At 73.5% G+C, this 26,972-nt stretch carries 17 protein-coding genes; 12 read left to right on the forward strand and 5 right to left on the reverse strand.

Translation table 11 applies throughout. From position 1 onward, the window contains the following. Positions 1-30: 30 nt before the first annotated feature. The 3 genes from SCWH03_RS20465 to SCWH03_RS20475 all read left to right on the forward strand — a co-directional run bounded on the left by SCWH03_RS20465 (position 31) and on the right by SCWH03_RS20475 (position 4,110). Positions 31-963, forward strand: a complete 933-nt coding sequence (locus tag SCWH03_RS20465) for an ABC transporter ATP-binding protein (protein WP_173265737.1) — start codon at positions 31-33, stop codon at positions 961-963. Positions 964-1,354: 391 nt separating this feature from the next. Continuing rightward, positions 1,355-2,107 (forward strand): ABC transporter permease, encoded by a 753-nt coding sequence (locus tag SCWH03_RS20470; RefSeq protein WP_173265738.1) that lies wholly within the window; start codon positions 1,355-1,357, stop codon positions 2,105-2,107. Continuing rightward, positions 2,104-4,110 (forward strand): TOMM precursor leader peptide-binding protein, encoded by a 2,007-nt coding sequence (locus tag SCWH03_RS20475; RefSeq protein ID WP_173265739.1) that lies wholly within the window; start codon positions 2,104-2,106, stop codon positions 4,108-4,110. The genes SCWH03_RS20470 and SCWH03_RS20475 overlap by 4 nt, the downstream gene beginning before the upstream one ends. 359 nt (positions 4,111-4,469) lie before the next feature. Here the strand turns inward: SCWH03_RS20475 and SCWH03_RS20480 are convergent, their stop codons facing one another. Then, the gene (locus tag SCWH03_RS20480) at positions 4,470-4,646 is read right to left on the reverse strand and encodes a thiazolylpeptide-type bacteriocin (RefSeq protein ID WP_017948544.1); all 177 of its coding nucleotides are present in this window, start codon (positions 4,644-4,646) and stop codon (positions 4,470-4,472) included. 219 nt (positions 4,647-4,865) lie between these two features. Here SCWH03_RS20480 and SCWH03_RS20485 point away from each other — a divergent pair, with 219 nt between their 5' ends. Beyond that, positions 4,866-6,098 (forward strand): amidohydrolase, encoded by a 1,233-nt coding sequence (locus SCWH03_RS20485; RefSeq protein ID WP_173265740.1) that lies wholly within the window; start codon positions 4,866-4,868, stop codon positions 6,096-6,098. Next, complete coding sequence (locus SCWH03_RS20490; protein WP_173265741.1) at positions 6,095-6,352, forward strand: hypothetical protein; 258 nt, start codon at positions 6,095-6,097, stop codon at positions 6,350-6,352. The genes SCWH03_RS20485 and SCWH03_RS20490 overlap by 4 nt, the downstream gene beginning before the upstream one ends. Before the next feature lie 234 nt (positions 6,353-6,586). Here the strand turns inward: SCWH03_RS20490 and SCWH03_RS20495 are convergent, their stop codons facing one another. Then, positions 6,587-7,573, reverse strand: coding sequence for a helix-turn-helix domain-containing protein (locus tag SCWH03_RS20495; protein WP_173265760.1), 987 nt, complete (start codon positions 7,571-7,573; stop codon positions 6,587-6,589). 469 nt (positions 7,574-8,042) lie between these two features. On the opposite strand from SCWH03_RS20495, the gene SCWH03_RS20500 reads away from it, so the two are divergent. The 3 genes from SCWH03_RS20500 (at position 8,043) to SCWH03_RS20510 (ending at position 15,793) form a co-directional block, all read left to right on the forward strand. After that, the gene (locus tag SCWH03_RS20500; RefSeq protein WP_173265742.1) at positions 8,043-8,780 is read left to right on the forward strand and encodes a flavodoxin family protein; all 738 of its coding nucleotides are present in this window, start codon (positions 8,043-8,045) and stop codon (positions 8,778-8,780) included. Between the two features lie 350 nt (positions 8,781-9,130). After that, positions 9,131-13,150: a HAMP domain-containing hybrid sensor histidine kinase/response regulator gene (locus SCWH03_RS20505; RefSeq protein ID WP_173265743.1), complete on the forward strand. Its 4,020-nt coding sequence runs from the start codon at positions 9,131-9,133 to the stop codon at positions 13,148-13,150. 84 nt (positions 13,151-13,234) lie between these two features. Beyond that, on the forward strand, positions 13,235-15,793 hold the full coding sequence (locus SCWH03_RS20510; RefSeq protein WP_173265745.1) for a SpoIIE family protein phosphatase: 2,559 nt from the start codon (positions 13,235-13,237) through the stop codon (positions 15,791-15,793). A gap of 227 nt (positions 15,794-16,020) precedes the next feature. On the opposite strand, the gene SCWH03_RS20515 is transcribed toward SCWH03_RS20510, so the two are convergent. After that, positions 16,021-16,332: a DUF4235 domain-containing protein gene (locus SCWH03_RS20515; protein ID WP_173265747.1), complete on the reverse strand. Its 312-nt coding sequence runs from the start codon at positions 16,330-16,332 to the stop codon at positions 16,021-16,023. Positions 16,333-16,792: 460 nt separating this feature from the next. Between SCWH03_RS20515 and SCWH03_RS20520 the strand changes: the two genes are divergently transcribed. Both SCWH03_RS20520 and SCWH03_RS20525 read left to right on the forward strand, forming a co-directional pair. Next, positions 16,793-17,263 (forward strand): cation:proton antiporter regulatory subunit, encoded by a 471-nt coding sequence (locus SCWH03_RS20520; protein ID WP_173265748.1) that lies wholly within the window; start codon positions 16,793-16,795, stop codon positions 17,261-17,263. A 5-nt stretch (positions 17,264-17,268) separates the two neighbouring features. Then, complete coding sequence (locus SCWH03_RS20525; RefSeq protein ID WP_254076899.1) at positions 17,269-18,618, forward strand: cation:proton antiporter; 1,350 nt, start codon at positions 17,269-17,271, stop codon at positions 18,616-18,618. Between the two features lie 376 nt (positions 18,619-18,994). Here the strand turns inward: SCWH03_RS20525 and SCWH03_RS20530 are convergent, their stop codons facing one another. After that, positions 18,995-20,110: a mechanosensitive ion channel family protein gene (locus SCWH03_RS20530; protein ID WP_173265749.1), complete on the reverse strand. Its 1,116-nt coding sequence runs from the start codon at positions 20,108-20,110 to the stop codon at positions 18,995-18,997. A 666-nt stretch (positions 20,111-20,776) separates the two neighbouring features. On the opposite strand from SCWH03_RS20530, the gene SCWH03_RS20535 reads away from it, so the two are divergent. Beyond that, the gene (locus tag SCWH03_RS20535; protein ID WP_173265750.1) at positions 20,777-21,313 is read left to right on the forward strand and encodes a transglycosylase SLT domain-containing protein; all 537 of its coding nucleotides are present in this window, start codon (positions 20,777-20,779) and stop codon (positions 21,311-21,313) included. A gap of 190 nt (positions 21,314-21,503) precedes the next feature. Beyond that, the gene (locus SCWH03_RS20540; protein ID WP_254076900.1) at positions 21,504-25,268 is read left to right on the forward strand and encodes a phosphodiester glycosidase family protein; all 3,765 of its coding nucleotides are present in this window, start codon (positions 21,504-21,506) and stop codon (positions 25,266-25,268) included. Between the two features lie 395 nt (positions 25,269-25,663). Here the strand turns inward: SCWH03_RS20540 and SCWH03_RS20545 are convergent, their stop codons facing one another. After that, positions 25,664-26,905 carry an MFS transporter gene (locus SCWH03_RS20545; RefSeq protein WP_173265751.1) on the reverse strand — a complete coding sequence of 414 codons (1,242 nt, stop codon included), beginning with the start codon at positions 26,903-26,905 and terminating at the stop codon, positions 25,664-25,666. Between the last annotated feature and the right edge of the window lie 67 nt (positions 26,906-26,972).

A 26,972-nucleotide genomic window follows, 5' to 3' on the forward strand; every position in this document is an offset into this window, starting at 1 on the left:
CCGCGATCCGCACCCACGAAGGAGAGTTCCATGCCCCCCACCGCCGGCCCGCAGGACGGCCCGGCCGTCGCCCTTGACGCCGTGCACAAGCGTTACGGAGCCGTGCAGGCCATCGACGGTGTGTCACTGACCGTACCCCGCGGGGAGTTCTTCGGACTGCTCGGGCCCAACGGCGCCGGGAAGACGACGCTCGTGGAGATCATGGAGGGCCAGCGGCGCGCCGACTCGGGCACCGTCTCCGTCCTCGGCCACAGTCCCTGGCCCCGGAACCCGGCGCTCCTAGCACGCATCGGCGCCCAGACCCAGTCGTCCGCGTTCTTCGTCCGGCTCACCGCCCGCGAGCATCTGCGCACGGTGGCGGCCCTGTACCGGGTGGACGGCAGCGCGGCCGAGCGCGCGCTCGCCTCCGTCGGTCTCACGGAGCACGGCGGCACCCGGGTCGACGACCTCTCCGGCGGGCAGCGGCAGCGGCTCGCCATCGCCTCCGCCCTCGTCCACCAGCCCGAGCTGATCTTCCTCGACGAACCGACCGCTGCCCTCGACCCGCAGGCCCGCAGGGCACTGTGGCAGGTACTGCGCGACCTCAAGGGCGCGGGCCGCACCATCGTCTACACCACCCACCACCTCGACGAGGCGGAGGAGCTGTGCGATCGGGTGGCGATCCTCGTCGGCGGTCGGCTCGCCGCGCTGGACAGCCCGGGCCGGCTCATCGAGCAATCCAGCCCCACCACCCGGCTGCTGGTGCCCGCCGACCGACTGGATCTGGAGACGGCCCGCGGGATCCCGGGTGTCGAACGCGCCGCCCTCGACGGCGACTCGGTCGTTCTCGAGACCCTCGACGCCGGCAGCGTGCTCGCCGCCGTCGACGCCGTCGCCGGACTCCGCGGCGTCCGCACCCGCACCGCCGGACTGGAGGACGTCTACCTCCAACTGACCGGCGCGCCGGAAAGCCCGCACCTCTAGGGCGGGTTGCGCAAGCACCCCGGCCCGCGACGCCCGGCACACACGCGTCCCCGGACCCTCGGGCACGGGAGATGCCCCGCGCCGTGTCGCCGGGCTCACCCGGCGACGCGCGGTACGCGGCGACCCTCCGCCGTGCGATCGCCCACCCGGAGGCCGCAAGCCCCGCCCCGCGATCGGAGCGAGCCGCCTGCGCGCCCCGGGCCGGCCGGGCCCCGCACCCGAGCCGATGCCTACGACCGCCTATCGCCTATCGCCCCGCCTCCCGCCGGCGACGCCGGCACCGACCGGACCCCGGCCACCTCCCTCCTCCCTCCCTCCTCCCGCCACTTCCTCCCGCCACCTCCTCCCGCCGGCGCCCGACGCCGGCCGACGAACCACGGAGACCTCCGCCATGAGCGCCTACGCCGCGCTGACCACAGCCGGATACCGGGCCTACACCCGGGACCGGACCACGCTCTTCTTCACCTTCGCCTTCCCCCTGCTGTTCCTCGTCGTCTTCGGCCTCGTCTTCAGCGGGCAGGACGTCGAGCAGAGCGGCCGGCCGTACATCGACCACATCGCCCCCGGCGTCCTTGCCTGGGGTGTGGGCAACGCGGCCGTGTTCGGCGTCGCGTTCGTCCTGATGCAGTGGCGCCGTGACGACATCCTGCGCCTCATCCGGATGACACCCACGCCCCTCTCCGCCGTCATCGCCTCCCGCTATGCGCTGGCGCTCGCCGTCGGTGCCGTCCAGGCCGTGCTGTTCGTCGCCGTGGCCATGCTGCCGTTCTTCGGGCTGGGCGTGGCCGGGAGCTGGCCGCTGGCGCTGCCCGTGCTCGTCCTCGGCATCACGGCCTTCCTGATGCTGGGGGTGATCGTCGGCTCGTACGCCAAGACCCCGGAGGCCGTCGCCGCGGTCGCCAACTGCCTGATGATCCCCATGGCGTTCCTGTCCGGTTCGTTCCTCCCGCTGGACATGATGCCGGACTGGATGCAGACCCTGTCGCGGGCCCTGCCGCTGCGCTACCTCAACGACGGCGTCTCGGCCGCGCTCACGGGCGGGAGCACCGGCGGAGTGCTCCTCGACTGCGGGGTACTCGCCGGCTTCGCCGTGGTGCTGGGTGCCATCGCCGTCAGGACCTTCCGCTGGAGCGACTCGTCATGACCGCTGCCACAGCCGCCACCACCACCGGTGCCGCTGCCGCTGCCGCCGCGGACGCCGCCGCGCCACCGCTGGGGCAGGCCACCGCCCTCCTCCAGGAGGCGCTCGAAGCACGCCGCACCGTACACGGGGACGGGCGCGCCGCCGTCCCCGCACCGCTCGTCGTGCCCCTCGGCGCGGCGGACGTCCTGGGCACCGGCGTCCCCGACCCGCACGCCGCCACCCGGCCCCGGGCAAACGTCCAGCTGACCGCCCGCGCGGTCCTCGTCGGCCCCTGGGGCGGAACCCGTGAGGCGGCGTGCGGGCAGTGCCTCGCCATGCGCTGGCAGCGGCTGCGCAGCCGCTCCGAACGGGAGGCGCTCGAACGAGGCCGTCCGTCACACGGGGCGGCGGCCTGGCCGCTGCTCACCCCGTACGCCGTCGACGCGGTATGGGCCGTCTACCGGGCCGCCCTGGGCGGACGGATCTCCCCACCGGCCGAGGCCCCGGCCGACCGCGCACTGCCCCAGGTGACCCGCGTCGACCTGGGGACCCTCGCGACCGTGACCTTCCCGCTGCTCCCCGAACCCCTCTGCCCGTCCTGCGTCACCGCCGTCCCCGAGACCGCGGACACCGCCCCGGCCCGGCTGCGGGCGGCCCCCAAGCCGGACCCCGGCCGCTACCGGCTGCGCCCGGCCTCCTCGTACGACCTCCCCGAGCAGGCGCTCGCCAACCCCGTCTGCGGGGCGCTCGGCGCCCGTACCTGGATCAACCCCGCCTCGACCACCACCGCCCCCGTCGCCGGGACCAACTTCGTCCGCGGCTACGCAGGGCTGAACGACGTGACCTGGAGCGGCCAGGCCAACAGCTACGCCGCCAGCCGTACGCTGGCCCGACTGGAGGGCCTGGAACGCTACGCGGGCACCCACCGCCGCCGCGGCACCGCGCCCGTGACGGCCTCGTACGACGACCTCGTCGCGGCCGGCACCCCTGCCGTCGACCCCGCGGTGCGCGGCCTCTACGCCCCGCAGACCTATGCGCGCGACCCGCTCGTCAGCCCCTTCGACCCGGCCCGGGAGATCCCCTGGGTCTGGGGCCGTTCGCTGCGCGACGACCGGCCGGTGCTCGTCCCCGCCCGCCTCGCCCACTACAGCGCGGGAACCGACGCCGACAACTTCGTCTTCGAGTGCTCCAACGGCTGTGCGACCGGCGGCAGTGCGGCGGAGGCGGTCCTCTTCGCCCTGCTGGAGATCATCGAACGCGACGCCTTCCTGCTGGCCTGGTACGGGCGCGCCCCGCTCACCGCGATCGACCTCCGCAGCTGCCGGCGTGCGTCGATCCGCGCCATGGCCGACCGGGCGGAGCTGCACGGCTACGACGTCCTCGCCCACGACACCACCATGGATCTCGCCGTGCCGGTGGTCACCGCGCTCGCCGTCCGCCGCGACGGCGGTCCCGGTACCCTGTCCTTCGCCGCAGCGGCCGGGTTCGACCCGGAGGAGACCGTCGAGTCCGCGCTCTCCGAAGTGCTCACCTACATCCCGCACCTGCCGCACCAGGTGGCGGCGCGCCGGGGCGAACTCCTCGGCATGGCACGGGACTACTCGAAGGTCCTCCATCTGAAGGACCACGCCCAGCTGTTCGGACTGCCCGAGATGGCTTCCCATGCGCGGGAGTTCCTCGAGCCGGTGGACGTGCTGCCACTGGACGCCGTGTTCCGCGACTGGACGGGGTCCCTGCGGCCGCGGACCGGCGACCTCCGAGACGATGTGAACTTCCTGGTAGGGCGGATCGCCGAGGCCGGCCTCGATGCCGTCGTCGTGGACCAGACGACCCCGGAGCAGCGCCGTTCGGGGCTGCACACGGTCGCCATGGTGGTCCCCGGCATTCTGCCGCTGGACTTCGGATGGTCCCGGCAGCGGGCGCTGCTGATGCCGCGGTTGCGGAGCGGGCTGCGTGACGCGGGGCGGCGCCCGGACCTCCTGCCCGGACCGGAGATCAGGGCCGTGCCGCATCCGTTCCCGTGACGGCTCGCCCGGAGGCGGGGTGGGCGAGCGCCGAGCCTCCTCGGAGCGCTGCCCCGCAGTCGGAGTGGGGTCTGCCGGAGCGCCGCCTCGTCCGAGCGCGGCGCCGTGGGACGTGGCGCCCTCCGAAGTGGGGCCGCAGGCGAAGCGGCGTCATCGCACACGGCAGATTCGCCGAGCGGCGGGGTGCGAGTGGAGGTGCGTGCAGTGGGGGCGCGAGCGGCGGGGCGCGGATGCCGGGGCGGACGGGGCGGGCCGGAAGCGGCACCGTCCGTCGCATGCCGCCGGCCTCCCGTCCCGCGGTGTCGCCCGCAGGGCGGGAGGCCGTGGCCCGTCCTGGCGGACGGCCGTCGCTCCCCGGATCAGGCGCTGCAGGAGGTGGTGCTGGTGGTGCTGGAGCAGGTCGACGTGGAGGAGCACGACGTCGAACCGGCCAGGACGACCTCGGCGGCGTCCGAGTAGTCCGAGATCTCGAAGGTCTCGGACTCCAGCTCCAGGATCTCGTCGGCGAGCGTGGCGAGTTCGGGCTTCGGGGTCATCTGCGTCTCCCTTGGTGTGCGGGGCCGGCCGGCGGATCCGGCGCTCTCCCCCGCTCGGGCCATTGCAGCCGAACGGCCTGTCACCTCGCCTCGGCTCTCGCTGACACTTCGCTGACACCCCGTGTCAGCGGAACGCCGGACGTCTGACGTGCGGGCCGGGGACGCTGACGGGCGAGCCGCCTTCCGGTCCGCCCCCCGAACCGAGGGCAAGGAGACCCGTTGAACGCAGCAGAACTCCCGCGGGACGTCCTGAGGGACGCCACCGCGCTGTACATCGACCTGCATGCCCATCCGGAGCTGTCGGGCGAGGAGGTCCGCACCGCCGGGGCGCTCGCCGCCCGGCTCGAGCGGGACGGTTGTACCGTCACCCGCCGCGTCGGGGGGCACGGAGTCGTCGGCGTGCTCCGCAACGGCCCCGGCCCCACGGTGATGGTCCGGGCCGAACTCGACGCGCTGCCGGTACGGGAACGCACCGGCCTGAAGTACGCCAGTACCGTTCCCGGCGTCATGCACGCCTGCGGGCACGATCTGCACACCGCGGCCGCCGCCGGAGCCGTGTCCCTCCTCGCCGGCACCCGCGATTCCTGGCGGGGCACCCTGGTACTCGTCGGGCAGCCCGCGGAGGAGACCCTCAGCGGCGCCCGGGCGATGCTCGACGACGGCCTCTACGACCGGTTCGGAACCCCCGACGCGGTGCTCGCCCAGCACTGCGCACCGCTGCCCGCCGGATGTGTCGCCCACGGGGAAGGCCCGCTGATGTCCGCCGGAGTCACGCTCGACGTGCTCGTCCACGGGCGCGGCGGGCACGCGGGCACTCCCCACCTGGCCGTCGACCCCGTCGTCACCGCCGCCGCCGTGGTGATGCGACTCCAGACGGTGGTGTCGCGCGAGGCGGCGCCCGGCGAGCGGGTCGTGCTCACCGTCGGTTCGCTGCACGCCGGGGACCGGGCCAACGTGATCCCCTCCGAAGCCCGGCTGTCGGTGTCCGTCAGGGCGTTCACCGGCGCCGGCCTGGCCCGGGTGACCGATGCCGTCCGGCGGGTCGTACGCGCCGAGTGCGCCGCCTCCGGCTGCGACCGCGAGCCGGAGATCACGGTCACGGCCGCCTCTCCCGTGCTGGAGGCCCACCCGGAGACGGCCTGCACGGTGCGCCGCGCACACGAGGACGCCTTCGGGGCGCACCGGGTGACCGGCTGGCCCGGATCGACCGCGACCGAGGACTTCCCCCACTACGCCGAGGGCGGGGTGCCGGTCGCCTACTGGATGCTCGGTGCCACCGGCCTCCGGCAGTGGCGAGCGGCCGGCGGGGGCGGTGCACCGGTGCCGGCGAACCACACGGACACCTTCGCCCCCGATGTGCGCACCGCCCTCCCGGCCGGCATCACCGCCATGGCCGCGGCCGCACGAAGTCTGCTCGGCACTGCCGGCCACGAGGCGGGCGTACCGCGATGACCTCCTCCCGGCCGGACTACGTCGATGTCGTCGCCGTCCGCGACGACCGTTCGGCACCTGCGGGTGAGACCACCGTCATCCGGCTGCTCGGCCTGCTGCCCGGGCACTGGCCCTGCCTGCCCGAGGTCCGTGCCGACCGTATCCGGCTGCGGATCGCCCTCGACGCGACCACCGACCCGCTCACGGTCGGCAGCGCCGTCAGCCGGGCCCTGGAGGACTCGGGGCTGCGCGGCTGGTCCCGCCACCGGGAGTGACCACCGGCACCGGCTCCGACCACCGGCCCCTGCGGGTTCGGGTCCCGCAGCGGCGGTACGGGGTTCCGGCACCGGCCGTTCCGGTTGCTGCGGTGGCGGTACGGGGTTCCGGCACGTGCGGTGGCGGTACGCCGGTCCGGTGCGGGCGACCGGCGGCAGCGCCACCGCGACCGCCGGCCTCGTCGTCCGTGCGGCCGCCGTCCGAACCGGTTCCGGAAGCCGGCGTCCGGACCGTCACAGCCAGCCGCGTTCCCGGGCCAGCAGCGCCGCGTGGGCCCGGTTGACCGCGCCCAGTTTCTGCATGATGTCCGCGACATGGCGCCGGTACGTCCGCACCGACACGCCCAGCTCCCGTGCCCCCACCTCGTCCTTGCCGGCCGAGCACATCGACAGCAGCACCCGCTGCTCGGTGCCGGTCAACCGCTTCTCCTCGTCCTCCGGCCCGGCCACGGCGGTCAGTGGCTCGGCCTGGGACCAGATCTGCTCGAACAGGGCGATGATGTTCGCCACCAACCCGTTGCTGCGGGCCAGCAGCGCGCCGCGTGCCGTGTGGCGGGGATCCACGGGCACCAGTGCCGTATGGCCGTCGTATACGAGGATCCGCTCGGATATGTTCTCCGCCACCCTGATCAGGGCGCCCTCCGCGACCAGTTCCCGCAGATAGCCCGCGGTGGGCGGATGGTCGAGGGCGGCCCGCAGCACGACGTTCCGGATGCGCACGCCTCGTCGCAGACAGCGCATGTCCAGCGGCCGGGAGCGGGCGATGTTCTCGGCCGACAGCCTGGTGTACGGCTCCACCGAGAGGATCTCCTCACGCGCGAAGAACGCCAGATCCTCGATGCGGTTGCGGATGTCGTCCAGTCCGTGCAGCTGCTCGATGCCCTGCGAAGCCATCAACTCGCCCTGCTCGGCCCGCAGTCCCTGCACCACGTGCCGGGACTGCGTGACACGCTGCAACTCCTGGTGCAGCGCGTGCAGTCGGGCGTCCATCAGCCGGGCCACCGCCACCTCGGGATCTGCCGGAGCGATACGGCCGTCTGCGCCCGTGGGGTGGATCAGCCCGAGCCGGCGCAGTCGCTCCAGACAGCGGTCAGGGTCCTCCTCGGGGCTCGATCCGATCTTGTCGGCGAGCGCGCGCAGGTCCTCGACCGTGGTGTCCGGATGACGCAGGCAGTGCCGGTAGAGTTCCTCGTCCGTGGCGGGCACGCCGAGCACGGCCATCTCGTTCTCAGGCAATGCGCCCTCGGTGTGGGAGTTCGGTCCGCCGGGAAGAAGGGGATCTCCGGCTGCGTACCACCGAAGGTTATCCCGCATACCAGCCATTCGGCCCGCTCCTCCCGCACCCGTCGTGCACGCCGGTTCGCAGTGTCGTACGGAACGCGTGCCTCCGGGACGGGTGGAGCGGGAGCGGTTGTCTCCCGTCCTCGGGTCTTCACCGCTGTGCCACCCGTTCGGCGTTCCGGGGACTGCCCGGTGTCCCGGCTCCCGGCGCCGCGCCCCGGGAGGCGCCGGGCGGTACGCGGGAGCCCTCGGCGGAGCGGCGGTGTCCGGGGAGCGGGTCTCCCGTCCGCTGACGGAGTGATCGTTGACGGGCCGTTGCGCCGCAGCGTCCCGCCCGGGGGCCCTGCACGCACGATGGACGCGCCGCACCCCGGCGAACGCCACTGCGGAGGACCCCCAGGAGGACCTTGTGACCACTCAGCCGCCCGGCTCTGCCGCGCCGCCCCGCCGATACGGCGACCTGCGCGCTCTCTTCGTCAACTGCACCCTGAAACGCTCACCCGGGACCAGCAACACCGGGGGACTGCTCGACCGCAGCCGCGAGCTGATGGAGGGCCAGGGAGTCGCGGTCGAGGTCGTCCGCGCCGTCGACCACGACATCGCCACCGGAGTGTGGCCGGACATGACCGAACACGGCTGGGGGACCGACGCCTGGCCGGCGCTCTACGAGAAGGTGATGTCCTCCGACATCCTCGTGCTCGCCGGTCCCATCTGGCTGGGCGACAACAGCTCGGTGATGAAGCGGGTGATCGAGAGGCTCTACGCCTGCTCCAGCCTGCTGAACGACAAGGGGCAGTACGCCTACTACGGACGGGTCGGCGGCTGCCTGATCACCGGGAACGAGGACGGCGTCAAGCACTGCGCGATGAACGTGCTCTACAGCCTCCAGCACCTCGGCTACACCATCCCGCCGCAGGCGGACGCCGGCTGGATCGGCGAAGCGGGCCCCGGGCCGTCCTATCTCGACCCCGGTTCGGGCGGACCCGAGAACGAGTTCACCCGGCGCAACACCACGTTCATGACCTGGAACCTGCTCCACCTGGCCGCGATGCTCAAGCAAGCGGGCGGCATTCCCGCACACGGCAACCAGCGCACGGAGTGGGACGCGGGCTGCCGCTCCGACTCCCAGAACCCCGAACACCGCTAGCCCCGGTGAGGGGGCCCTGCACGGACACGGAAGCCCGGGGAGCGAACAGCGGGCCCCGCATCCGCGGGAGACCCGCCGGGCGAAGAGAGCCGTACCGACCGCGACGCGTTCCCCCTCCGCCGGGCCTCCGGCGAACGGCGCGCGCCCGCCGTCCGGCACCTGTCCGGTATCCGCCGGGGGGCCGGCCCGGTGGGGGCCGCGGCACGGTACGCTGCCTCGTATTTTGTCGTACGGCAACGATTCCCGGATCGATGGTGCGGCGGGATACGGGGGGTGGCCCTCCGCCGGGGGGCCACTGCGCTCCCCCCGTCGCACACGGGCGGAGCCGGGACGGGCTAACGAGGGCGGTCATGGCTGAGACGACGGTGGAGAAGACGCGTCCGGTGCAGCGGACGGGTCCGCACGGCGGGGGCGCCGTGGGGGAGCCCGAACTCCGGCAGTTGCTGGCGGGCCTGACGGCCGTACGCGACGGGGACTTCGGCACCCGTCTGCCGGACGGGGCCGACGGTCTTCTCGGCGAGATCGCGGGCGTGTTCAACGGCATGGTCGACCAGCTCTCCCTGTTCACCTCCGAGGTGACCCGGGTGGCCCGCGAGGTCGGCACCGAGGGGACACTCGGGGGCCAGGCGGAGGTCCCCGGCGTCTCGGGCACCTGGGCCGACCTGACAGACTCGGTGAACGCGATGGCGGGCAACCTCACCACCCAGGTGCGGGACATCGCCCAGGTGGCGACCGCGGTGGCCCGCGGCGACCTGTCGCAGAAGATCGACGTGGATGCGCGGGGGGAGATCCTGGAGTTGAAGGAGACCATCAACACGATGGTCGACCAGCTCTCCGCCTTCGCCGACGAGGTCACGCGCGTCGCGCGGGAAGTGGGCACCGAGGGGATACTCGGGGGCCAGGCGGAGGTCAAGGGCGTCTCCGGGACCTGGCAGGACCTCACCGACTCGGTGAACTCCATGGCGGGCAACCTCACCGCGCAGGTGCGCTCCATCGCCCAGGTGGCGACCGCGGTGGCCCGCGGCGACCTGTCGCAGAAGATCGACGTGGATGCGCGGGGGGAGATCCTGGAGTTGAAGGAGACCATCAACACGATGGTCGACCAGCTGTCGTCGTTCGCCGACGAGGTGACCCGGGTGGCCCGCGAGGTGGGCACCGAGGGCGATCTGGGCGGCCAGGCGACGGTCCGCGGCGCCTCCGGGACCTGGAAGGACCTCACCGACAACGTCAATGTGATGGCGTCCAACCTGACCGGGCAGGTGCGTTCCATCGCCCAGGTGGCGACCGCGGTGGCCCGCGGCGACCTCTCCCGGAAGATCACCGTCGAGGCCGAGGGCGAGGTCGCCGCGCTGGCCGAGGTGATCAACACCATGGTGGACACCCTCTCCGCCTTCGCCGACGAGGTCACCCGGGTCGCGCGCGAGGTGGGCACCGAGGGCCGGCTCGGCGGCCAGGCCCGGGTGCCGAACGTCGCCGGCACCTGGAAGGACCTCACCGACCACGTCAACTCCATGGCCACCAACCTGACCAACCAGGTGCGGAACATCGCCCAGGTCACCACCGCGGTGGCCCAGGGCGACCTCACCCGCAAGATCGACGTGGATGCGCGGGGGGAGATCCTGGAGCTCAAGACGACCATCAACACGATGGTGGACCAGCTCTCGTCGTTCGCGGCCGAGGTGACCCGGGTCGCGCGGGAGGTCGGCAGCGAGGGCCGGCTCGGCGGCCAGGCGGAGGTCGAGGGCGTCTCCGGCACCTGGAAGCGGCTCACCGAGAACGTCAACGAGCTGGCCGGGAACCTCACCCGCCAGGTCCGCGCCATCGCTGGCGTCACCAGCGCCGTCGCCGAAGGGGACCTGACCCGCTCCATCACCGTCGACGCCTCGGGCGAGGTGTCCGAACTCAAGGACAACATCAACGCGATGGTGGAGTCGCTGCGCGCCACCACCCGCGCCAACCAGGAGCAGGACTGGCTCAAGACCAACCTCGCCCGGATCTCCGGACTGATGCAGGGCCACCGCGACCTGGCGGTGGTGGCCGAGCTGGTGATGGACGAGCTGACCCCGCTCGTCTCCGCCCAGTACGGCGCGTTCTACCTCGCCGAGGAGAACGGGGACGGCACCGAACTCCGGCTCGTCGGCTCCTACGGCCGGCCCGCCGCCGCACCCGGTCGGGACCGCTTCGGACTCGGCGAGTCCCTCGTCGGGCAGGCGGCGCGCAGCCGCCGCACGATCGCCGCGGACGACGTGCCGGGAGACTACGTCATCTCCTCCGGCCTCGGCCGCACGACGCCGGGAAGCCTGATCGTGCTGCCCGTCGTGGTGGACGAACAGGTCCTCGGCGTCATCGAACTGGCCTCGTTCACACCGTTCACCCCGGTCCACCGGGACTTCCTCGGACAGCTCATGGAGATGGTCGGCGTCAACGTCAACACCATCGTCGCCAACGCCCGCACCGACGAACTGCTGGAGGAGTCGCAGCGCCTGGCCACGGAACTGCAGTCCCGCTCCGAGGAACTGCAGGTGCAGCAGGACGAACTGCAGCGCTCCAACGCCGAACTGGAGGAGAAGGCGGCGCTGCTGGCGGACCGCAACAGCGCCATCGAGGGCAAGAACCTCGAGATCGAGCAGGCGCGCCAGGAACTGGAGGACCGCGCACAGCAGTTGGCGCTCGCCTCCCGGTACAAGTCGGAGTTCCTGGCCAACATGAGCCACGAGCTGCGCACCCCGCTCAACAGCCTGCTGATCCTGGCCCAGCTGCTCGCCCAGAACCCGACCCGCAACCTCACCCCGAAGCAGGTCGAGTACGCCGGCATCATCCACTCCGCCGGATCCGACCTGCTCCAGCTCATCAACGACATCCTCGACCTGTCCAAGGTCGAGGCCGGCAAGATGGACATCAACCCCGAGCGTGTCGCGCTCCGTCCGCTCCTGGACTACGTCGAGGCGACGTTCCGGCCCGTCACCTCGCAGAAGAGCCTCGACTTCACCATCACCACCGCCCCCGGAGCCCCGGCCGACCTGGTGACCGACGACTCCCGGCTCCGCCAGGTGCTGCGCAACCTGATCTCCAACGCGGTCAAGTTCACCGAACGCGGCAGCGTGGAACTGCGCATCGAGCAGGCGGCCGAACACGAACCGCCCGGCCCGGTCCACCGCGGCGGCCCCGTCGTGGCCTTCCGGGTCAAGGACACCGGCATCGGCATCGCCGAGCAGCAGCTGGAGGCCATCTTCGGCGCCTTCCAGCAGGCGGACGGCACCACCAGCCGCAAGTACGGCGGCAGCGGCCTGGGACTGTCCATCAGCCGGGAGATCGCGCATCTGCTCGGCGGCGCGGTGACCGCCGAGAGCACCCCGGGGCACGGCAGCACCTTCACCCTGTACCTTCCCGTCGCACGCGCCGACTTCCGCGGCCAGGCCGGCGACCGGGCCCGTCCCGCGGCCCAGGCCGGGCAGACCGCGCGGGGAGGCGACGGCGGACGGCCCGCCGCGGCCCCGGGGCACGGACGCACCCGGCAGTCCAGACGGCTGCTGGTGATCGAGGAACGCCCCCGCGGACTGCTGTCGCTGGTGGCGGAGAGCGCCGTCGGGGAGCTCGCCGGAGGCGATCCGGCCGACCGCGACGGCATCGAGGTCGTCGCCTCGGCCGGACCGGAGGAGGCCGCCGCCGCCCTCGCCACCGACCCGTTCCACTGCGTGGTCCTCGAACTCGACATGGCCGACGGGCGGGCGCTGCGCTTCCTCGACGCGATGGACGGGGACGCCGCGCTGCGCACCGTGCCGGTACTCGCCCACAACAACCGCCGACTCGACGCGGCGGCCGAGCGCGCCCTGAAGTCCCGCCCCCACGAGCGGCCGCTGGAGCTGCTGTCCAGTCTGGACGAACTCCGCGAGCGCATCGCCCTGTACCTGTCGGCCGATCAGCCCGGAGACGTCGTGCCGCTGGTCCGGGCGGAGGAGGGCCGCCGGCAGCCGCCGAGCGCCGCCGGGGGGCTCCAGGGCCGTACCGTCCTGGTCGTCGACGACGACGCCCGCAACCTGTACGCGCTCAGCGGCATCCTCGAACTGCACGGCATCCGCGTACTGCACGCCGAGAACGGCCGGCAGGGCATCGAGAAGCTGGCCGAGCACCCCGAGACCGACTTGATCCTGATGGATGTGATGATGCCGGAGATGGACGGCTACGCGGCCACCTCCAGGATCCGCCAGATGCCCGAGCACACCGCGCTGCCGATCATCACCGTGACGGCGAAGGCGATGCCCGGCGACCGGGAGAAGAGCCTCGCCGCAGGGGCCAGCGACTACGTCACCAAGCCGGTCAACGCCGATGACCTCGTGGCCTGCCTGCGCAGGTGGCTGAGTACCCCGTAACGCACGCGGCACCGCGGGAAAAGCCCCCCGCCCGCGGCCGCACCACCCTGCTCACCGCCCGCACCCCGAGGAGTCCGCAGCGCCATGAGCCGAACCGAGCCCGCCGGGAGCACACCCGGCCACGAAGCTCTGCTCGCCGCCGGGTGCGAGCCGGCGGCCGGCTCCGGCGCGCCGCCGGCGGCCCGGCCCGGGCCGGGGCCGGCACACGGGCCCGCGCGGGGGCCGCGCCCGCTGCCGCAGACGACGGGGGCCCCCGGTCCGCTGCCCACCCCCACCCCCATCCCCACCCCCGGCGCGGGGCCGCACGGCGCACCCGCCTCCGGCGTCGGCCGGCTGGCGGCCACCGTGGAACGGCTCCGCAAGGAGGTCCGGGCCGCACACGCGGCCGCCGACGGACGGGCCCTGATCGAACTCGCCAAGGGCGTCCTGATCGAGAGGCTCAGCTGCGGACCCGCGCGGGCGGCGGCCCAGCTGGCCGAACTCGCCGGCCGGGCGGGCCTGTCGCAGCTCGAACTCGCGGCCGACATCGTCAACCAGGCGGCCCGTGACGAGGTCGCCGACATCGCGAGCGAGTTCGTGCGCCGCGCCCACGGCGACCCCGGCGAGGACGGACCCGACCGCTCCGTCTCCGTGCGGCTGCGCACGGCCGAGAGCGCCGCGCTGGCCTCCGGCGACACCCAGGCGGTCGCCGAGTCGCTCCTCCAGCACGCCCTCGCCCCGCTCGGTGCGACGGCCGTCGCCGTGTGGACCGTGGCCACGGACGGTTCCCTCTCACTCACCGGCCACGCCGGCTTCAGCGCGGAAGAGGCCGCACGCTGGCGGTATGTCCCGCCCGGCGTGGCCACCGTCGCCCGTCAGGCGCTCGGCGCGCGGCGCGCGGTTCACCTGCCCTGCCTCGCGGAGGCGGGCGTTCCGTCCATCGGCCACAGTCGGACGGCGGACGGCGGCCGGGTCGCCCTCCCGGCCGGAACGGGCGGCAGGATCCACGGAGTCCTGGAGATCTGCTGGCCGCACCTCCTCCCGCCCCGGTCGCCTGCCGTCGACCGCCAGCTCGACGCCCTGGCCGAACTGTGCGCCCGCACCCTGGAGAGCGCACCCGCCGCGGGGCCGCAGGCGCCGCGGGAGCGCAGCGACGTGTCCGAGCTGGTGGAGCTGACCGAGGGGCTGCACGATCCCGCGCTCGTCCTCACCCCGCACCTCGACACCCAGGGCCGGCTCACCGACTTCCGGGTCCGCCACGCCAACAGCCGCTTCCTCGACCCGGCCGGCCGTCCCCGCAGCGCGGTCAGCGGCTCCCTGCTGCTCGAGGCGTACCCCACGGCAGCGGTGGACAGCGACCTCTTCGACAAGGTCGAACGCGTCTACGCGACGGGCGAGCCGTTCCGGGCCAGGCGGATGACCCTCACCGCCCTCGTCGACCAGGTCCCCCTCGACACTCTCGCCGACCTCAGCATCAGCCGCCACGGCCACGCCGTGCTGCTCATCTGGCGCATCGAGGACGAGACCGCGCGCCTGGCCAGTCTGCTCCAGCACGCCCAGCGCCTCGGCCGCATCGGCGGCTTCGAGGAGAACCTGGTCAGCGGAGAGGTCACCTGGAACGGGCAGCTCTTCGCCCTGTACGGCCGTGCGGCCGGCGACAGCCCCGTCCATCTGGAGGACCTCTCCTCCCACGCCCACCCCGACGACGCGGTCACCATCGGCCGCTTCCTCCAGGCGGTGCTGCACCACCGGCGGCCCGCGTCCACCGCGTTCCGCCTGCAGCGCCCCGACGGCGTGACCCGCCACATCCGGGTCATCGCCGAGCCGGTGCTGGATGCCGAGCACCGGCTCGTCAAGGTACGAGGGGCCTACCAGGACATCTCCTCCCAGCACTGGACCGAGGTCGCGCTGGCCGCCACCCGCGACCAACTGGAGCACACCGAGAAGGAGTCGGCCGAACGCAACCGGCTCGCCCTGCAACTCCAGCACGCCATCATGCCGCCGAGCCGCGCGCCCCTCGACGCGCCCGGACTCGAGGTCGCCGTGCGCTACCGGCCGGCGGAGTCGGAGTCCCTGGTCGGCGGCGACTGGTACGACGCGGTCGTGCTGCCGTCCCAGCGCATCCTGCTGTGCGTCGGCGATGTCGCGGGCCACGGTATCGAGGCGGCCACCGGCATGGTCGTCCTGCGCAACGCGGTGCGCGGCCTCGCGGTCACCGGAGCGGGCCCGGCCCAGCTGCTGTCCTGGCTGAACATCGTGGCGCACCATCTGACGGAGCACGTCACCGCCACCGCCGTCTGCGGACTGTACGACCCCCGGACCCGGGTGCTGCGCTGGGCCAGGGCGGGACATCTGCCACCGGTCCTGGTCCGCGGTGCCGACGCCGTCACCCTCCCCATGCCGGGGGGGCTGCTCCTCGGCGCCCTCGGCGATGCCCGGTACGAGGAGTCCGACCTCCAGCTGGAGCCGGGCGACACGCTGCTGATGTACACCGACGGCCTCGTCGAACGCCGGGACACCTCCGTCCACGACTCCCTGACGCAGCTGCTTGCCACGGCCGGGGGCCCCTCGGCGACCCTCGAACGGCTACTGGACCGCATGCTCACCCACAGCAGGTCCGACACCGACGACGACACCTGCCTCATCGGCGTACGGGTGCACTGACCCCGGCCGCCGCACTTCTCAAGCGCGGCGGGCAGGGCGTGCCCGTCGAGCAGTGGCCCGGCGCGGCGTCCGGTGCGGCGTCCGGTGCGGTGCGGTGCGATGCGGGGTGCCCCGCAAGGCGGCGGACCGGCCCCGCCGGGCCCCCGCGCTCGCTCCGGCCACGCAGCGGTTCGCCGGGCGGGCAGGGCCGGGTGCCGTGGCGGGGCGAACGCCGCCCGACGCGGCGGTCAGTCTCTGCCGGACCTGTCGCCGCTGGGCCAGACGCCCGTCGCACGGTGGACGGCCTTGGCGCCGGATCGGTCGACCACACTGCGTACGACGGCGAAGAGGGCACCCTGGACCGCTGCCGCGAGGAGGATCTCGCCCCACTTGCGGTCGGGGTCCAGGGCGTCGGGCGCGTCGTCCTCGTGGCGCAGCACCTGCCACGCCTTCTGGAAGGCCATCCCGGCGAGTGCGCCGCCGGCCCAGCCCAGGGCGAAGCCGACGGGCTTGTAGAGGAGCGGAACCTTGCCTTTCCGCTTCAGCTTCAGCGTGCTCATGCGTCCCCTTCGCCGTTCCCTTGTGTGCATATGCCGTCGTTGTGCGTGAGGACGCACACGGTATCCCGCTTCGACGGGCCTTTCGTGTGGGCGCGTGCCCGCTGCCGCATCGCGTACACCTGACCGGAACCCCGTGCACGGGCGGTGCCGTACCGCATCCGTCCCCGGCCGGGACGGGGTGGTGCGTCTCACCCCGCGACATGCCGTGACGTGTGCCGCCACCGTCGCCGCGGACACCCGGATATGCGCCCTGACCAGCGATCCCGCCGGCGATCCGAGCAGCGCCCGGACTCGTGCTCCGCACCGGGGCCGCCGTCCGCTCACCCCCGACATCGTGTTCGAGTCCCGCGGGGAGATGGCAGCATGGCAGATCGCCGCGCGTGCCGGGCGAACCGCCCGGCGCCGCGGCATGTACATCAGTCCGCAAGACCAGAGGGGATGGGCCGTGCCTGCCTCACGGATGAGCACCACGCCGCTGCCCGGCATCGGTGTCCAGTACGACCTCAGCACGCGTGAACACCGCCATCTGTCGGTGGTCGCCCACCGGGACGGCACCAGGACGGTGAACGTCTACCGTGCCGACGACCCCGACGCCTGCGCCCAGTCCCTGCACCTCTCACCGATGGAGACGGCGTCGCTCATCGACGCGCTGATGCCGGACCACCACAGCCCCAATGTGCTCCACACCACCGATCTGGGTTTGGTCGCCGAGCGCATCGAGCTGTCCGCGTACTCGCACTGGAACGGCCGGGTACTCGGCGAGATGCGGATGCGGACCGAGACGGGGGCGTCCGTGGTGGCCGTGCTGCGCAGGGCGGAGGCGATCCCGTCGCCGGCACCCGACTTCCGGCTCGCCGGCGGCGACACGCTCATCGTCATCGGCACCCGTGAGGGCATCGAGGCGGCAGCGGCCATTCTCGGACGGGAGTGACCCGCGTGCACTCCGCCCTCTTCCTGATCGAGTTCGGTGCGATCATCCTCGGCCTCGGCCTCCTGGGCCGCGTCGCCGGCCGTTTCCGGTTCTCCCCGATCCCGCTCTATCTGCTCGCCGGTCTGGCCTTCGGCGAGGGCGGGCTCCTGCCGCTCGGCGCGAGCGAGGAGTTCGTGGCGATCGGCGCCGAGATCGGTGTCATCCTGCTGCTGCTGATGCTGGGCCTGGAGTACACGGCCAGCGATCTGGTGTCCAACCTCAAGACCCAGTATCCGGCGGGGCTGGTCGATTTCGTTCTCAACGCCGTGCCCGGTGCCGTCGCGGCGCTGCTGCTCGGGTGGGGGCCGGTGGCGGCGGTGGTGCTGGCAGGCGTGACCTGGATCTCGTCCTCCGGCGTCATCGCCAAGGTGATGGGCGATCTCGGCCGGATCGGCAACCGCGAGACGCCGGTGATCCTGAGCATCCTCGTCCTCGAGGACCTGGCGATGGCGGTCTATCTGCCGATCGTCACGGCCCTGCTGGCGGGGGTGGGCCTCGCCGCCGGCAGCGTCACCCTCGCGATCGCCCTGGGCGTGGCCGGGGTGGTGCTCTTCGCGGCCCTTCGCTACGGCAGGGTGATCTCGCGCTTCGTCTCCAGCGACGACCCGGAGAAGCTGCTGCTGGTCGTTCTGGGGCTGACGCTGCTGGTCGCGGGCATCGCCCAGCAGCTGCAGGTCTCCGCCGCTGTCGGCGCGTTCCTCGTGGGCATCGCCCTTTCCGGCGAGGTGGCCGAGGGCGCCCACGCACTGCTGAGCCCGCTGCGGGATCTGTTCGCGGCGGTCTTCTTCGTCTTCTTCGGACTGCACACCGATCCCGCCAGCATCCCCCCGGTCATCCTGCCGGCGTTCGCCCTGGCCGTCGTGACGGCCTGCACCAAGGTCGCGACCGGCTACTGGGCCGCCAGGCGGGCCGGGGTCGGCGTCAAGGGACGCTGGCGCGCGGGCGGCACACTGGTGGCCCGGGGCGAGTTCTCGATCGTCATCGCCGGGCTGGCCGTGACCGCCGGCATCGAACCCGCGCTGGGCCCGCTCGCCACCGCGTACGTCCTCATCCTCGTCATCGTCGGCCCCCTCACCGCCCGCTACACCGAGCCCCTGGCGACCCGCCTCGCCCGCCGCATCGGGTCCGGCACACCGCCGGGGGCGGCTCAGGGGGTGCGGCGGACCCCGGAACCGGTCGCGGACGGCCCGTCCGGCGGATCCGCGACGGCGCGCGGCCCGGTGCCGGACGGGGCGGCGCTGCGGGACGCGGTGCAGGGGCGTGAGACGCGGCCGGAGCATGATCCCGCGGAGCGGGGCGCGGTGGATCGCGCCTGAGGCCGGGGGCCCGCGGAATCCCCCCGGCGACCCCTGCCGGCCGCTGGAGTGGCCGGGGTCCGTGGTGCACGCCGGGTCGGGGACACACGGGAGCCGGCCCCGTGGAGTGGACCGGTGGAGTGGACCGGCGGAGTCGGGACCGTGGAGTCGTCTGCGGGGTGCCCGAGCCGTTGCCGGGCGGTACGGCCGGGGCGCCCCGGCCGTACCACCCGATCGCTCCGGCGGGAGCCCGGCTGAGGCCAGGCCCCGCGCTCCGGGCAGCGGCCCGGCTCCCGGGTGGTCCGGCGGATCGCTCCTCACGACCGCCGGATCCACCCCGGGCGGTCGGGGCCGGCCGCCGCGACCGGGACCGGCACGGCAGCCGGACGGCCGGGCGTCACACCGGCGGCGTCGGGTTGACCGGGGTGGTCATCGCGTCCGCGGCGACACGCGGACCGGGGATCGGCAGCCCGGGCTGCGGGATCTCGGTCTGGTGCACGGAGACGATGCGCCGGGGGGCGGGCACGCTGATGCCCTCGGACCGGTAGCGCCTGTGCAGCCGCTTGATGAACTCGTGCCTGATCCGGTACTGGTCGCTGAACTCGCCGACGCCGAGGATCACGGTGAACCCGATGCGGGAGTCGCCGAACGTGTGGAAGCGGATGAGGGGTTCATGGTCGGGCAGTCCCCCCTCGACATCGGCCATGACGTTCTTCACGACCTCGGTCGTGACCCGCTCGACGTGATCGAGGTCGCTGTCGTACCCGACCCCCACCTGCACATTGAGTGACATGTGCTGCTCGGGACGGTGGAAGTTGGTCATATTGGTGCCGGACAGCTTCGTGTTGGGGATGATCACGAGGTTGTCCGAGAGCGTACGCACGACCGTGTTGCGCCAGTTGATGTCGACGACATAGCCTTCCTCGCCGCTGCTGAGCTTGATGTAGTGGCCGGGCTGCACCGTGCGGGACGCGAGGATGTGCACGCCCGCGAAGAGATTGGCCAGGGTGTCCTGCAGGGCCAGCGCCACCGCCAGACCGCCTACGCCCAGCGCCGTGAGCAGCGGCGCTATGGAGACGCCCAGAGTCTCCAGCATGACCAGGAAGCCCATGGCCAGCACGACGACGCGGGTGATGTTCACAAAGATCGTGGCGGAGCCGGCGACCCCGGACCTGGACTGCGCCAGGGCCCTCACCATTCCGGCCACGACCCGCGCGGCGGTGACCGTCGCGGCCAGGATCAGCACCGCCGTCAGGGTCATGGTGACGTTGCGCCCGACCCGGGCGGTGAGCGGAAGCGCCGAGGCGGCGATCGCAGCGCCCCCGGTCAACGCGGACCAGGGGACGATCGTCCGCAGTCCGTCGACGATGATGTCGTCGCCGCTCCACTTCGTTCTCGCGGCCCGTACCCCGAGCCATCTCAGGATCACCCGGAGCAGCAGGGCGGCCGCCGTGCCGGCGGCCAGAGCGATACCGGCGACGATCAGGTCGTGCAGGGTGAGAGCCCGGTTCACCGCGCACCTCCCGGGGCGGGAGAGGGGGTGCGGACGGGTGTGCCTGCTGCTTTGCGCTGGATGTGAAGTGTCGTCACGAGCCACCTGTGCGTGTCGGGGGATGCCGCTGAGCGTCGCGCCGGGCCGTTCGGCTCCGTTCGGTGCGACGCCTCATCCTGCCGTATCTGTCGTACCGTCATATAGACGGGCTCCGGAGTGCCGCCCCTCCCGCCGGGAGGCTCCACGAGCGCGCTGCGCCCGGCCCTCGGCATCGGCCCACTCGGCCGCATGGAGGTCAGGGCATGCGGGGCACGGGATGCGGGGCGGCGTGTACGGCGGACCCGTGAGGCCATCGGCCGTGCGTGAGGCCGCGAACACCCGAAGCGACGAGGCAGGGCGAGAACGTCACCCGCATGTGATGCCGGACATAGGACCTGGGTCACGTCCTAAGCCCGGTAGTGGCGAAGAAAGCCGTACATTCCGCTGATAGCCACCCTGTAGCGACAGAACGGTCATTTCTCCGTAGAGCGGTAGTACGTCACATCTTTGCGTTCGGCCGGGGCGGCCCCCCACGATGGCTGGCGTTCCGGGGAGTGAGTGCGGCGGTGAGCGGGTCGCGATCCCGCGCCGACCGCTCGGCTCTGCCGAACCCCCTCTCCCCACGCAGCCCACCATGGGAGTCCCCGCATGACCGTTCGCAAGCAGTCCACCGCCGGCCGCATCGCCCGCCTCCGCCGGCTCTCCGTCGCCGGCATCGCCACCGCCGGTGCCGCGGCGGCGGCCCTCACGCTGGCCCCGTCGCCGGCGCACGCCGCCGAGCGGGGTTCGGCCGGTGCCGCGGCCGTCGCGGCCCCCGCGGCCGAGGCCTCGGCGACGAAGGCCGAGCAGGGCCGGCAGCAGTACCAGAACAACCTCGACGGCTGGATACGCGAGGCCCTGGAGGTCATGAAGTCCAAGGGCATCCCGGGCAGCTACGAGGGCCTGCACCGCAACATCATGCGCGAGTCCGGCGGCAACCCGAACGCCCAGAACGACTGGGACGTCAACGCCCGGAACGGCACCCCGTCCAAGGGCCTGCTGCAGGTCATCCAGCCCACCTTCGACGCCTACCACGTCAACGGCACCTCGAGCGAGGTGACGGACCCGGTCGCCAACCTCACCGCGGCCGCGAACTACGCCGCCCACCGCTACGGCTCCATCGACAACGTCGACTCCGCCTACTGAGCCGCGGCCGACACCCACCTCCCGGGCGCTCCCCGGGGGCCGCGACCGGGCAGGCCGTGAACCGACGGCGACACGCCGTAGCCCCGGTCATCACCCGTGCCTGCTGGCAGGGAAGCACCCGCGCCGCGATGCTGAAGCGTCGTCACGTGCGCACCGGGTGCGCGTGGCCGCCCGCCCCACGGGAGTCGCCGTGCCCCCAGCCGGTTTCCGGAGATCCACGACAGTCATCGCGGTCTGCTCGGCCCTCGCGTTCGGCGCCGCGGCACCGGCCGCGGCCGGTGCCGGTGCCGGTGCCGCGCCACCACCCGAACCCCTCCCGCGCGCCTCGGCCCAGCAGTTCCGGCCGGTCCCCCCACCGGCCCCCGGCCCTGCGGACCGCGGTGACGGCAGCCCCGTCGCGGCGGACCCGGGGATCTTCACCATCGCCGACGGCGACGGGCTGGAGACCGCCCGGACCAGCCGTCCGCTCGCCCCGGGCGTCGAACTCAGCTCGTACGACAGGCTGGAGCCGGACAAATGGCTCCGGGTCGACTCCCTCTCCGTCGACCTCGGCCGGGGGACGACGGCGGACTACCTCCACCCGGGCAGGGTCGCCGCCCGGCAGACCGTGTCCCGGATGGCCGCCGAGCACGACCCCGGCCCCGGGCGGCGGACCATCGCCGCCATCAACGGGGACTTCTTCGACATCAACCGGACCGGTGCGCCATCCGGCACCGCCCTCCACGACGGCCGGCTGGTCAACTCCTCCGCCCCCGGCCGCAACCGGGCCGTCGGCCTCGGCCCCGGCGACGCCGGCCGCATCCTCCAGCTGTACTTCGAAGGAACCCTGACGCTTCCCGCGGGCACCCGCCCGCTCGACGCCCTCAACGCGGCGGACATCCCCGCGCACGGCATCGGCGCCTACAGCTCCCGGTGGGGCGAGGCGGACCGGGCCCTCACCGTGGACGGCGCGCAGCGCACCGCCGAGGTCGCCGTCACGGACGGGAAGGTGACCGCAGCGGCCGGCCCACCCGGCAAGGGCCCGGTGCCGCCCGGCGTGACCGTACTCGTCGGCCGGGGCGCGGGCGCCGACGCGCTCACCGCGCTCGCCGTCGGCGACCCGGTCTCCTGGGAGTACCGCCCGCGCGCCGGCACCGGTGAGACCCCGCGCACCGCGATCGGCGCGGGCGAACTCCTCGTGGTCGACGGCGAACCCGTCGACCACGAGGGCGCCGGCAACAACGAGGCCGCCCCGCGCACCGCGGTCGGCTTCTCCCGGGACGGCGGCGTCATGCGGATCCTCACCGTCGACGGCCGCCAGGCCGACAGCGGCGGGGTGACCCTCACCGAACTCGGACTGATGATGCGGCGCGCGGGGGCCCACCACGCCGTCAACCTCGACGGCGGCGGTTCCTCCACCCTCGTCGCCACCGAGCCGGGCAGCGACACCGTACGGGTGGAGAACAGCCCGTCCGACGGCACCGAGCGGCCCGTACCCAACGGCCTGGTCCTCACCGCGCCCGAGGGAAGCGGGGAACTCAGGGGCTACCGGGTCGCAACCGCCATGGACCCCGGCGCCGCACCCACCGCCGACCCGGTCCGGGGCGGCCACCCCGAACGGGTCTTCCCCGGCCTCACCCGCCGCCTCACCGCGGCCGGATACGACGAGGCGTACGGGCCCGCAGAGGGGACGCCACGCTGGTACGCGAAGAACCCCCTGGCCGGCCGGGTCGGCCCCGACGGGGTGTTCACCGCCCGGTCCAGCGGCTCCACGGACATCACCGCGTGGCGCGGGGGCGCCCGCGGGGCCGTCCGGCTGACCGTCCTCGGCGAACTGGACCGCATCCGCTCCTCGGCACCGCGCGTGGGCCTGGCCGACGCGCGGGCGTCCGGGCGCTTCGGGATCATCGGCCTCGACGCGCATGGCACCAGCGCCCCCGTGGAGCCCTCCGACATCCGGCTCGACTACGACCGCTCCCTCTTCGACATCGCGGCGGACGCCGAGGGCTTCACGGTCCGGGCGCGTACCGCCGAGCCCGCCGCCGGCCGTGTCACCGCGACCGTGGCGGGCAGCAGCACGGTCGTCGTCGTGACCGTCGGGCTGGCCACCCGCGAGGTCGCCTCGTTCGACGACGCGGACCGCTGGACCTTCACCGCCGCCCGTGCCTCCGGCTCGGTCGCGCCCACCGCTGACGGGCGCACCGGCAGCGGACTGGACATCGCCTACGACTTCACCCAGTCCACCGCCACCCGGGCCGCCTACGCCCATCCGCCCGCGCAGATCCCCGTCGACGGCCAGCCGCAGTCGTTCGGGCTCTGGGTCGAGGGCGACGGCAACGGCGCCTGGCCGACGCTGCATCTGAAGGACTCGGCCGGCTCCGACCAGCTGCTCCGGGGGCCGTATGCGACCTGGACGGGGTGGCGGCACATCGAGTTCGCGGTGCCGGCCGGCGTCGCGTACCCCCTGAGGGTCCACCGCATCTACTTCGCCGAGACCGCCGCCACCCGCTCCTACCGGGGCACGATCACCGTCGACGACCTCACGGCCATGGTCCCGCCCCCGGTGGCACTGCCCGTCGAAGCGGTGCGCGGGGACCCGCTGATCGGAAGCGCCGCGCGGACCGGGAGCCGGGACTGGCGTTTCGCCGTGCTGTCCGACGCGCAGTTCCTGGCCCGGGGCCCCGGCAGCCAGGCCCTCGCCCAGGCCCGTCGCACCCTGCGCGAGATCAGGGCGGCCGGACCCGACTTCGTCGTGGTCGCCGGCGACCTGGTAGACGAGGGGGCACCGGCGGACCTGGCGTTCGCCCGCACCGTCCTGGAGGACGAACTCGGCGGCGAGCTGCCCTGGTACTACGTACCGGGCAACCACGAGGTGATGGGCGGCGGGATCGACGCCTTCGTGGCGGAGTTCGGGCCGGCCCAGCGGACGTTCGACCACAAGGGCACCCGGTTCATCACCCTCGACACCTCCAGCCTCGGGCTGCGCGGCGGTGGCTTCGCCCAGATCAGGGAGCTGCGTGCGCAGCTCGACGCGGCGGCCGCCGATCCGCGCGTCGGCTCGGTGCTGGTCGTCCAGCATGTGCCGCCCCGCGATCCCACACCCCAGCAGGGCAGCCGGCTCCCGGACCGCAAGGAGGCCGCGCTGCTGGAGAGCTGGCTGTCCGCCTTCCGCCGGTCGACGGGCAAGGGGGCGGCCTTCGTCGGCGGCCATGTCGGCACCTTCCACGCCGACCGCGTCGACGGTGTCCCCTACCTGGTCAACGGCAACTCGGGTAAGGCGCCGTCCACTCCGGTGGACAGGGGCGGGTTCACCGGATGGTCGCTGGTCGGTGTCGACCGGGTGTCGCCTGCCGAGCAGGCGGCGGCCCGGCATCTGCCGTGGACCGGTGGGCCGGACTGGCTGACCGTGCAGACCCGCGCGCACGTCGACGGGCTGACCCTCGGCCTCCCGGTGTCGCTGCCGGCGGGAGCCGGGGCCCCCGTCACCGCCGGCGTTCGGCAGGGACAGGGCGCGGGCGCCCGCGAGGTGCCGGCGCGCTTCCCCATGAGCACCGACTGGAGCGGTTCGCCGAACATGCAGATCGGCGACCCCGCAGGTGCGAGACCGTGGCACGTCGCGGCGTACGACCCGTCGACGGGCCGCCTCAGCGGACTGCGCCCCGGGACGGCCGTGCTGGCGGTGACGGTGAACGGGACGAGGGCCGAGTCCCGCGTGACCGTGACCGCCTCGCACCTTTCGGCCGCGTCGTCCGCCCCGTCCGCGTCGTCTGCCACACCTGCCATACCTGTCCCGGCTGTCCTATCCGCCTGGCCCGCCTCGGCCGTCTCACCTGTCCCGACCGCCTCGGCCGTCTCGCCTGTCCCGACCGCCGCGACCGCGGCGGCCGCATCGTCGGACCGTGCCCCCCATGCACCCTGCCCCCATGCACCGTGCCCGCCTCGTGCTTCCACGGGCGCGCACCGGGCGGCCCGGTGAGACGACCGCACCGGCTCACCGGGGCACCGGGTCACGGCACCGGCCGCGTCTGACTCCGCCGGCCGGCAAGGAGCGACGGGCCGCCAGGAGAGAGCGGCCGGGGAGGGACGTGGCGAGGCCCCGCCGTGCGGATGCGGGCGGGGTCTCGCTGCGGTGCGAGAAGGGGGGAGGTGCACCGCGGACCCCGGCGGACGGGTGCCGGGGATCCGCACAGTACGCGCCGGTCTGGCGGAAAAGGAACCCCCGTGCACGGCTCGGCGCGCCTGGCGCCTCCACGGCGCGTGCGACGGACCCGCGGCTTCCGCCCGCACCCGTGTCCACGGGGCCTCGCGCCCCCGCCGTGGGTCCCCGGCCCGCCCCGCGGCCCCCGCGGCTTCCGCCGCGCAGTCGTGCCGTCACCCCTCAGGGAGGTCGTCCTGACCGGTCAGCGCCCTGTCGAGCCGCTCCAGAAGGGCCTCGACGGCGGCATGTTCGGCGGTGGCCCAGGTCCCGACGACCTCCCGCAGCATCCGCCGGCGCGAGGCAGTCAGCCGCATCGCCACCGCACGTCCCTCTCCCGTGAGGAGCAGACCGGTGCCGGTCCGCCGCGCCAGACCGCGGGTCTCGAGCTCGTCGACGGCGTGGCCGATGATGCTCGTGTCGACCACGCTGCGCTGCCCGAGCCGCCCCAGGTCCAACGGCGATTCGCGGAGCGCCGTGATGAGCAGCCAGCAGGCCCGCGGCGGCAGCCGGACCCCGGCGTCCTCGGCGATGCGGGTGAAGAGCCCGCGCAGCGCGTCCCGGTTTCCGGCCGCCGAGAGAATGCGCTCCACCTCTTCGACGGATGTGCGCGGGACCGGTGCGGTGCGCAGCGGGTCGCCGGTCTCCGGGGGAGTGGCGCCGGGCTGGAGCGGGATCTTCCGCAGGAACCAGGACAGGGCGAAGGCGATGAGCGCCAGGCTGACGGATCCCAGGTACATCTCCCTGATGGACAGCGTGTAGGCGTCCAGCACGGCCGGATCGGCGCGCAGCGCGGCCAGGTCGAGATCGCGTGTGGCCTCCTCCTCCGCGAGGTTGTGTCCCAGCCGGGCGGCGAACACCGAACCCACGGCGGCGATGCCGAGGGTCCGGCCCAGGGACCGGAAGTAGCCGATGCCGGACACGGAGACACCCAGGTCCTCGTACCCCACCGCGTTCTGCACCGCCAAGGTGAGGATCGGCGCCGTGAGCCCGAAACCGAGCCCGAAGACGAGGAGCGTGCCGACGACCGTCCAGTCGCTGCTCCGCGCGTCCAGCAGATGGGTCAGTACGAGACCGGCGGAGGTCAGGCCGGTACCGGCGATCAGGTACGGCTTGTAGCGGCCGGTCCGGGTGACCAGTTCCCCGCTCGCGAGTGATCCGGCTGTGATCCCGCCGACCAGCGACACCATGATCAGGCCCGTGTCGAAGGGGCCGGAGCCCATGGCGATCTGGAGGAACAGCGGGAGGTACACGGTGGTCGCGGCCTTCGCGGCTCCCATGAGGAAGGCCACCGCGGCCAGTAGCGCAAAGACCGGGCTGCTGAACAGCCTGGGGGGCAGCAGGGGGTGGGCCGCCCGGCCCTCTCTGTCAGCCTTGGGTGAGACGCCCCGCTTCGGCGGGTTAGCCTGAGAGGGCACGACAGGAGAACCACCCCCTCATGACCAGCACCAAGCCCGCCGGATCCGACCCGGCTCCACGGCCGAA

The organism is Streptomyces pacificus, from assembly GCF_011766325.1.
Lineage (GTDB): Bacteria > Actinomycetota > Actinomycetes > Streptomycetales > Streptomycetaceae > Streptomyces > Streptomyces pacificus.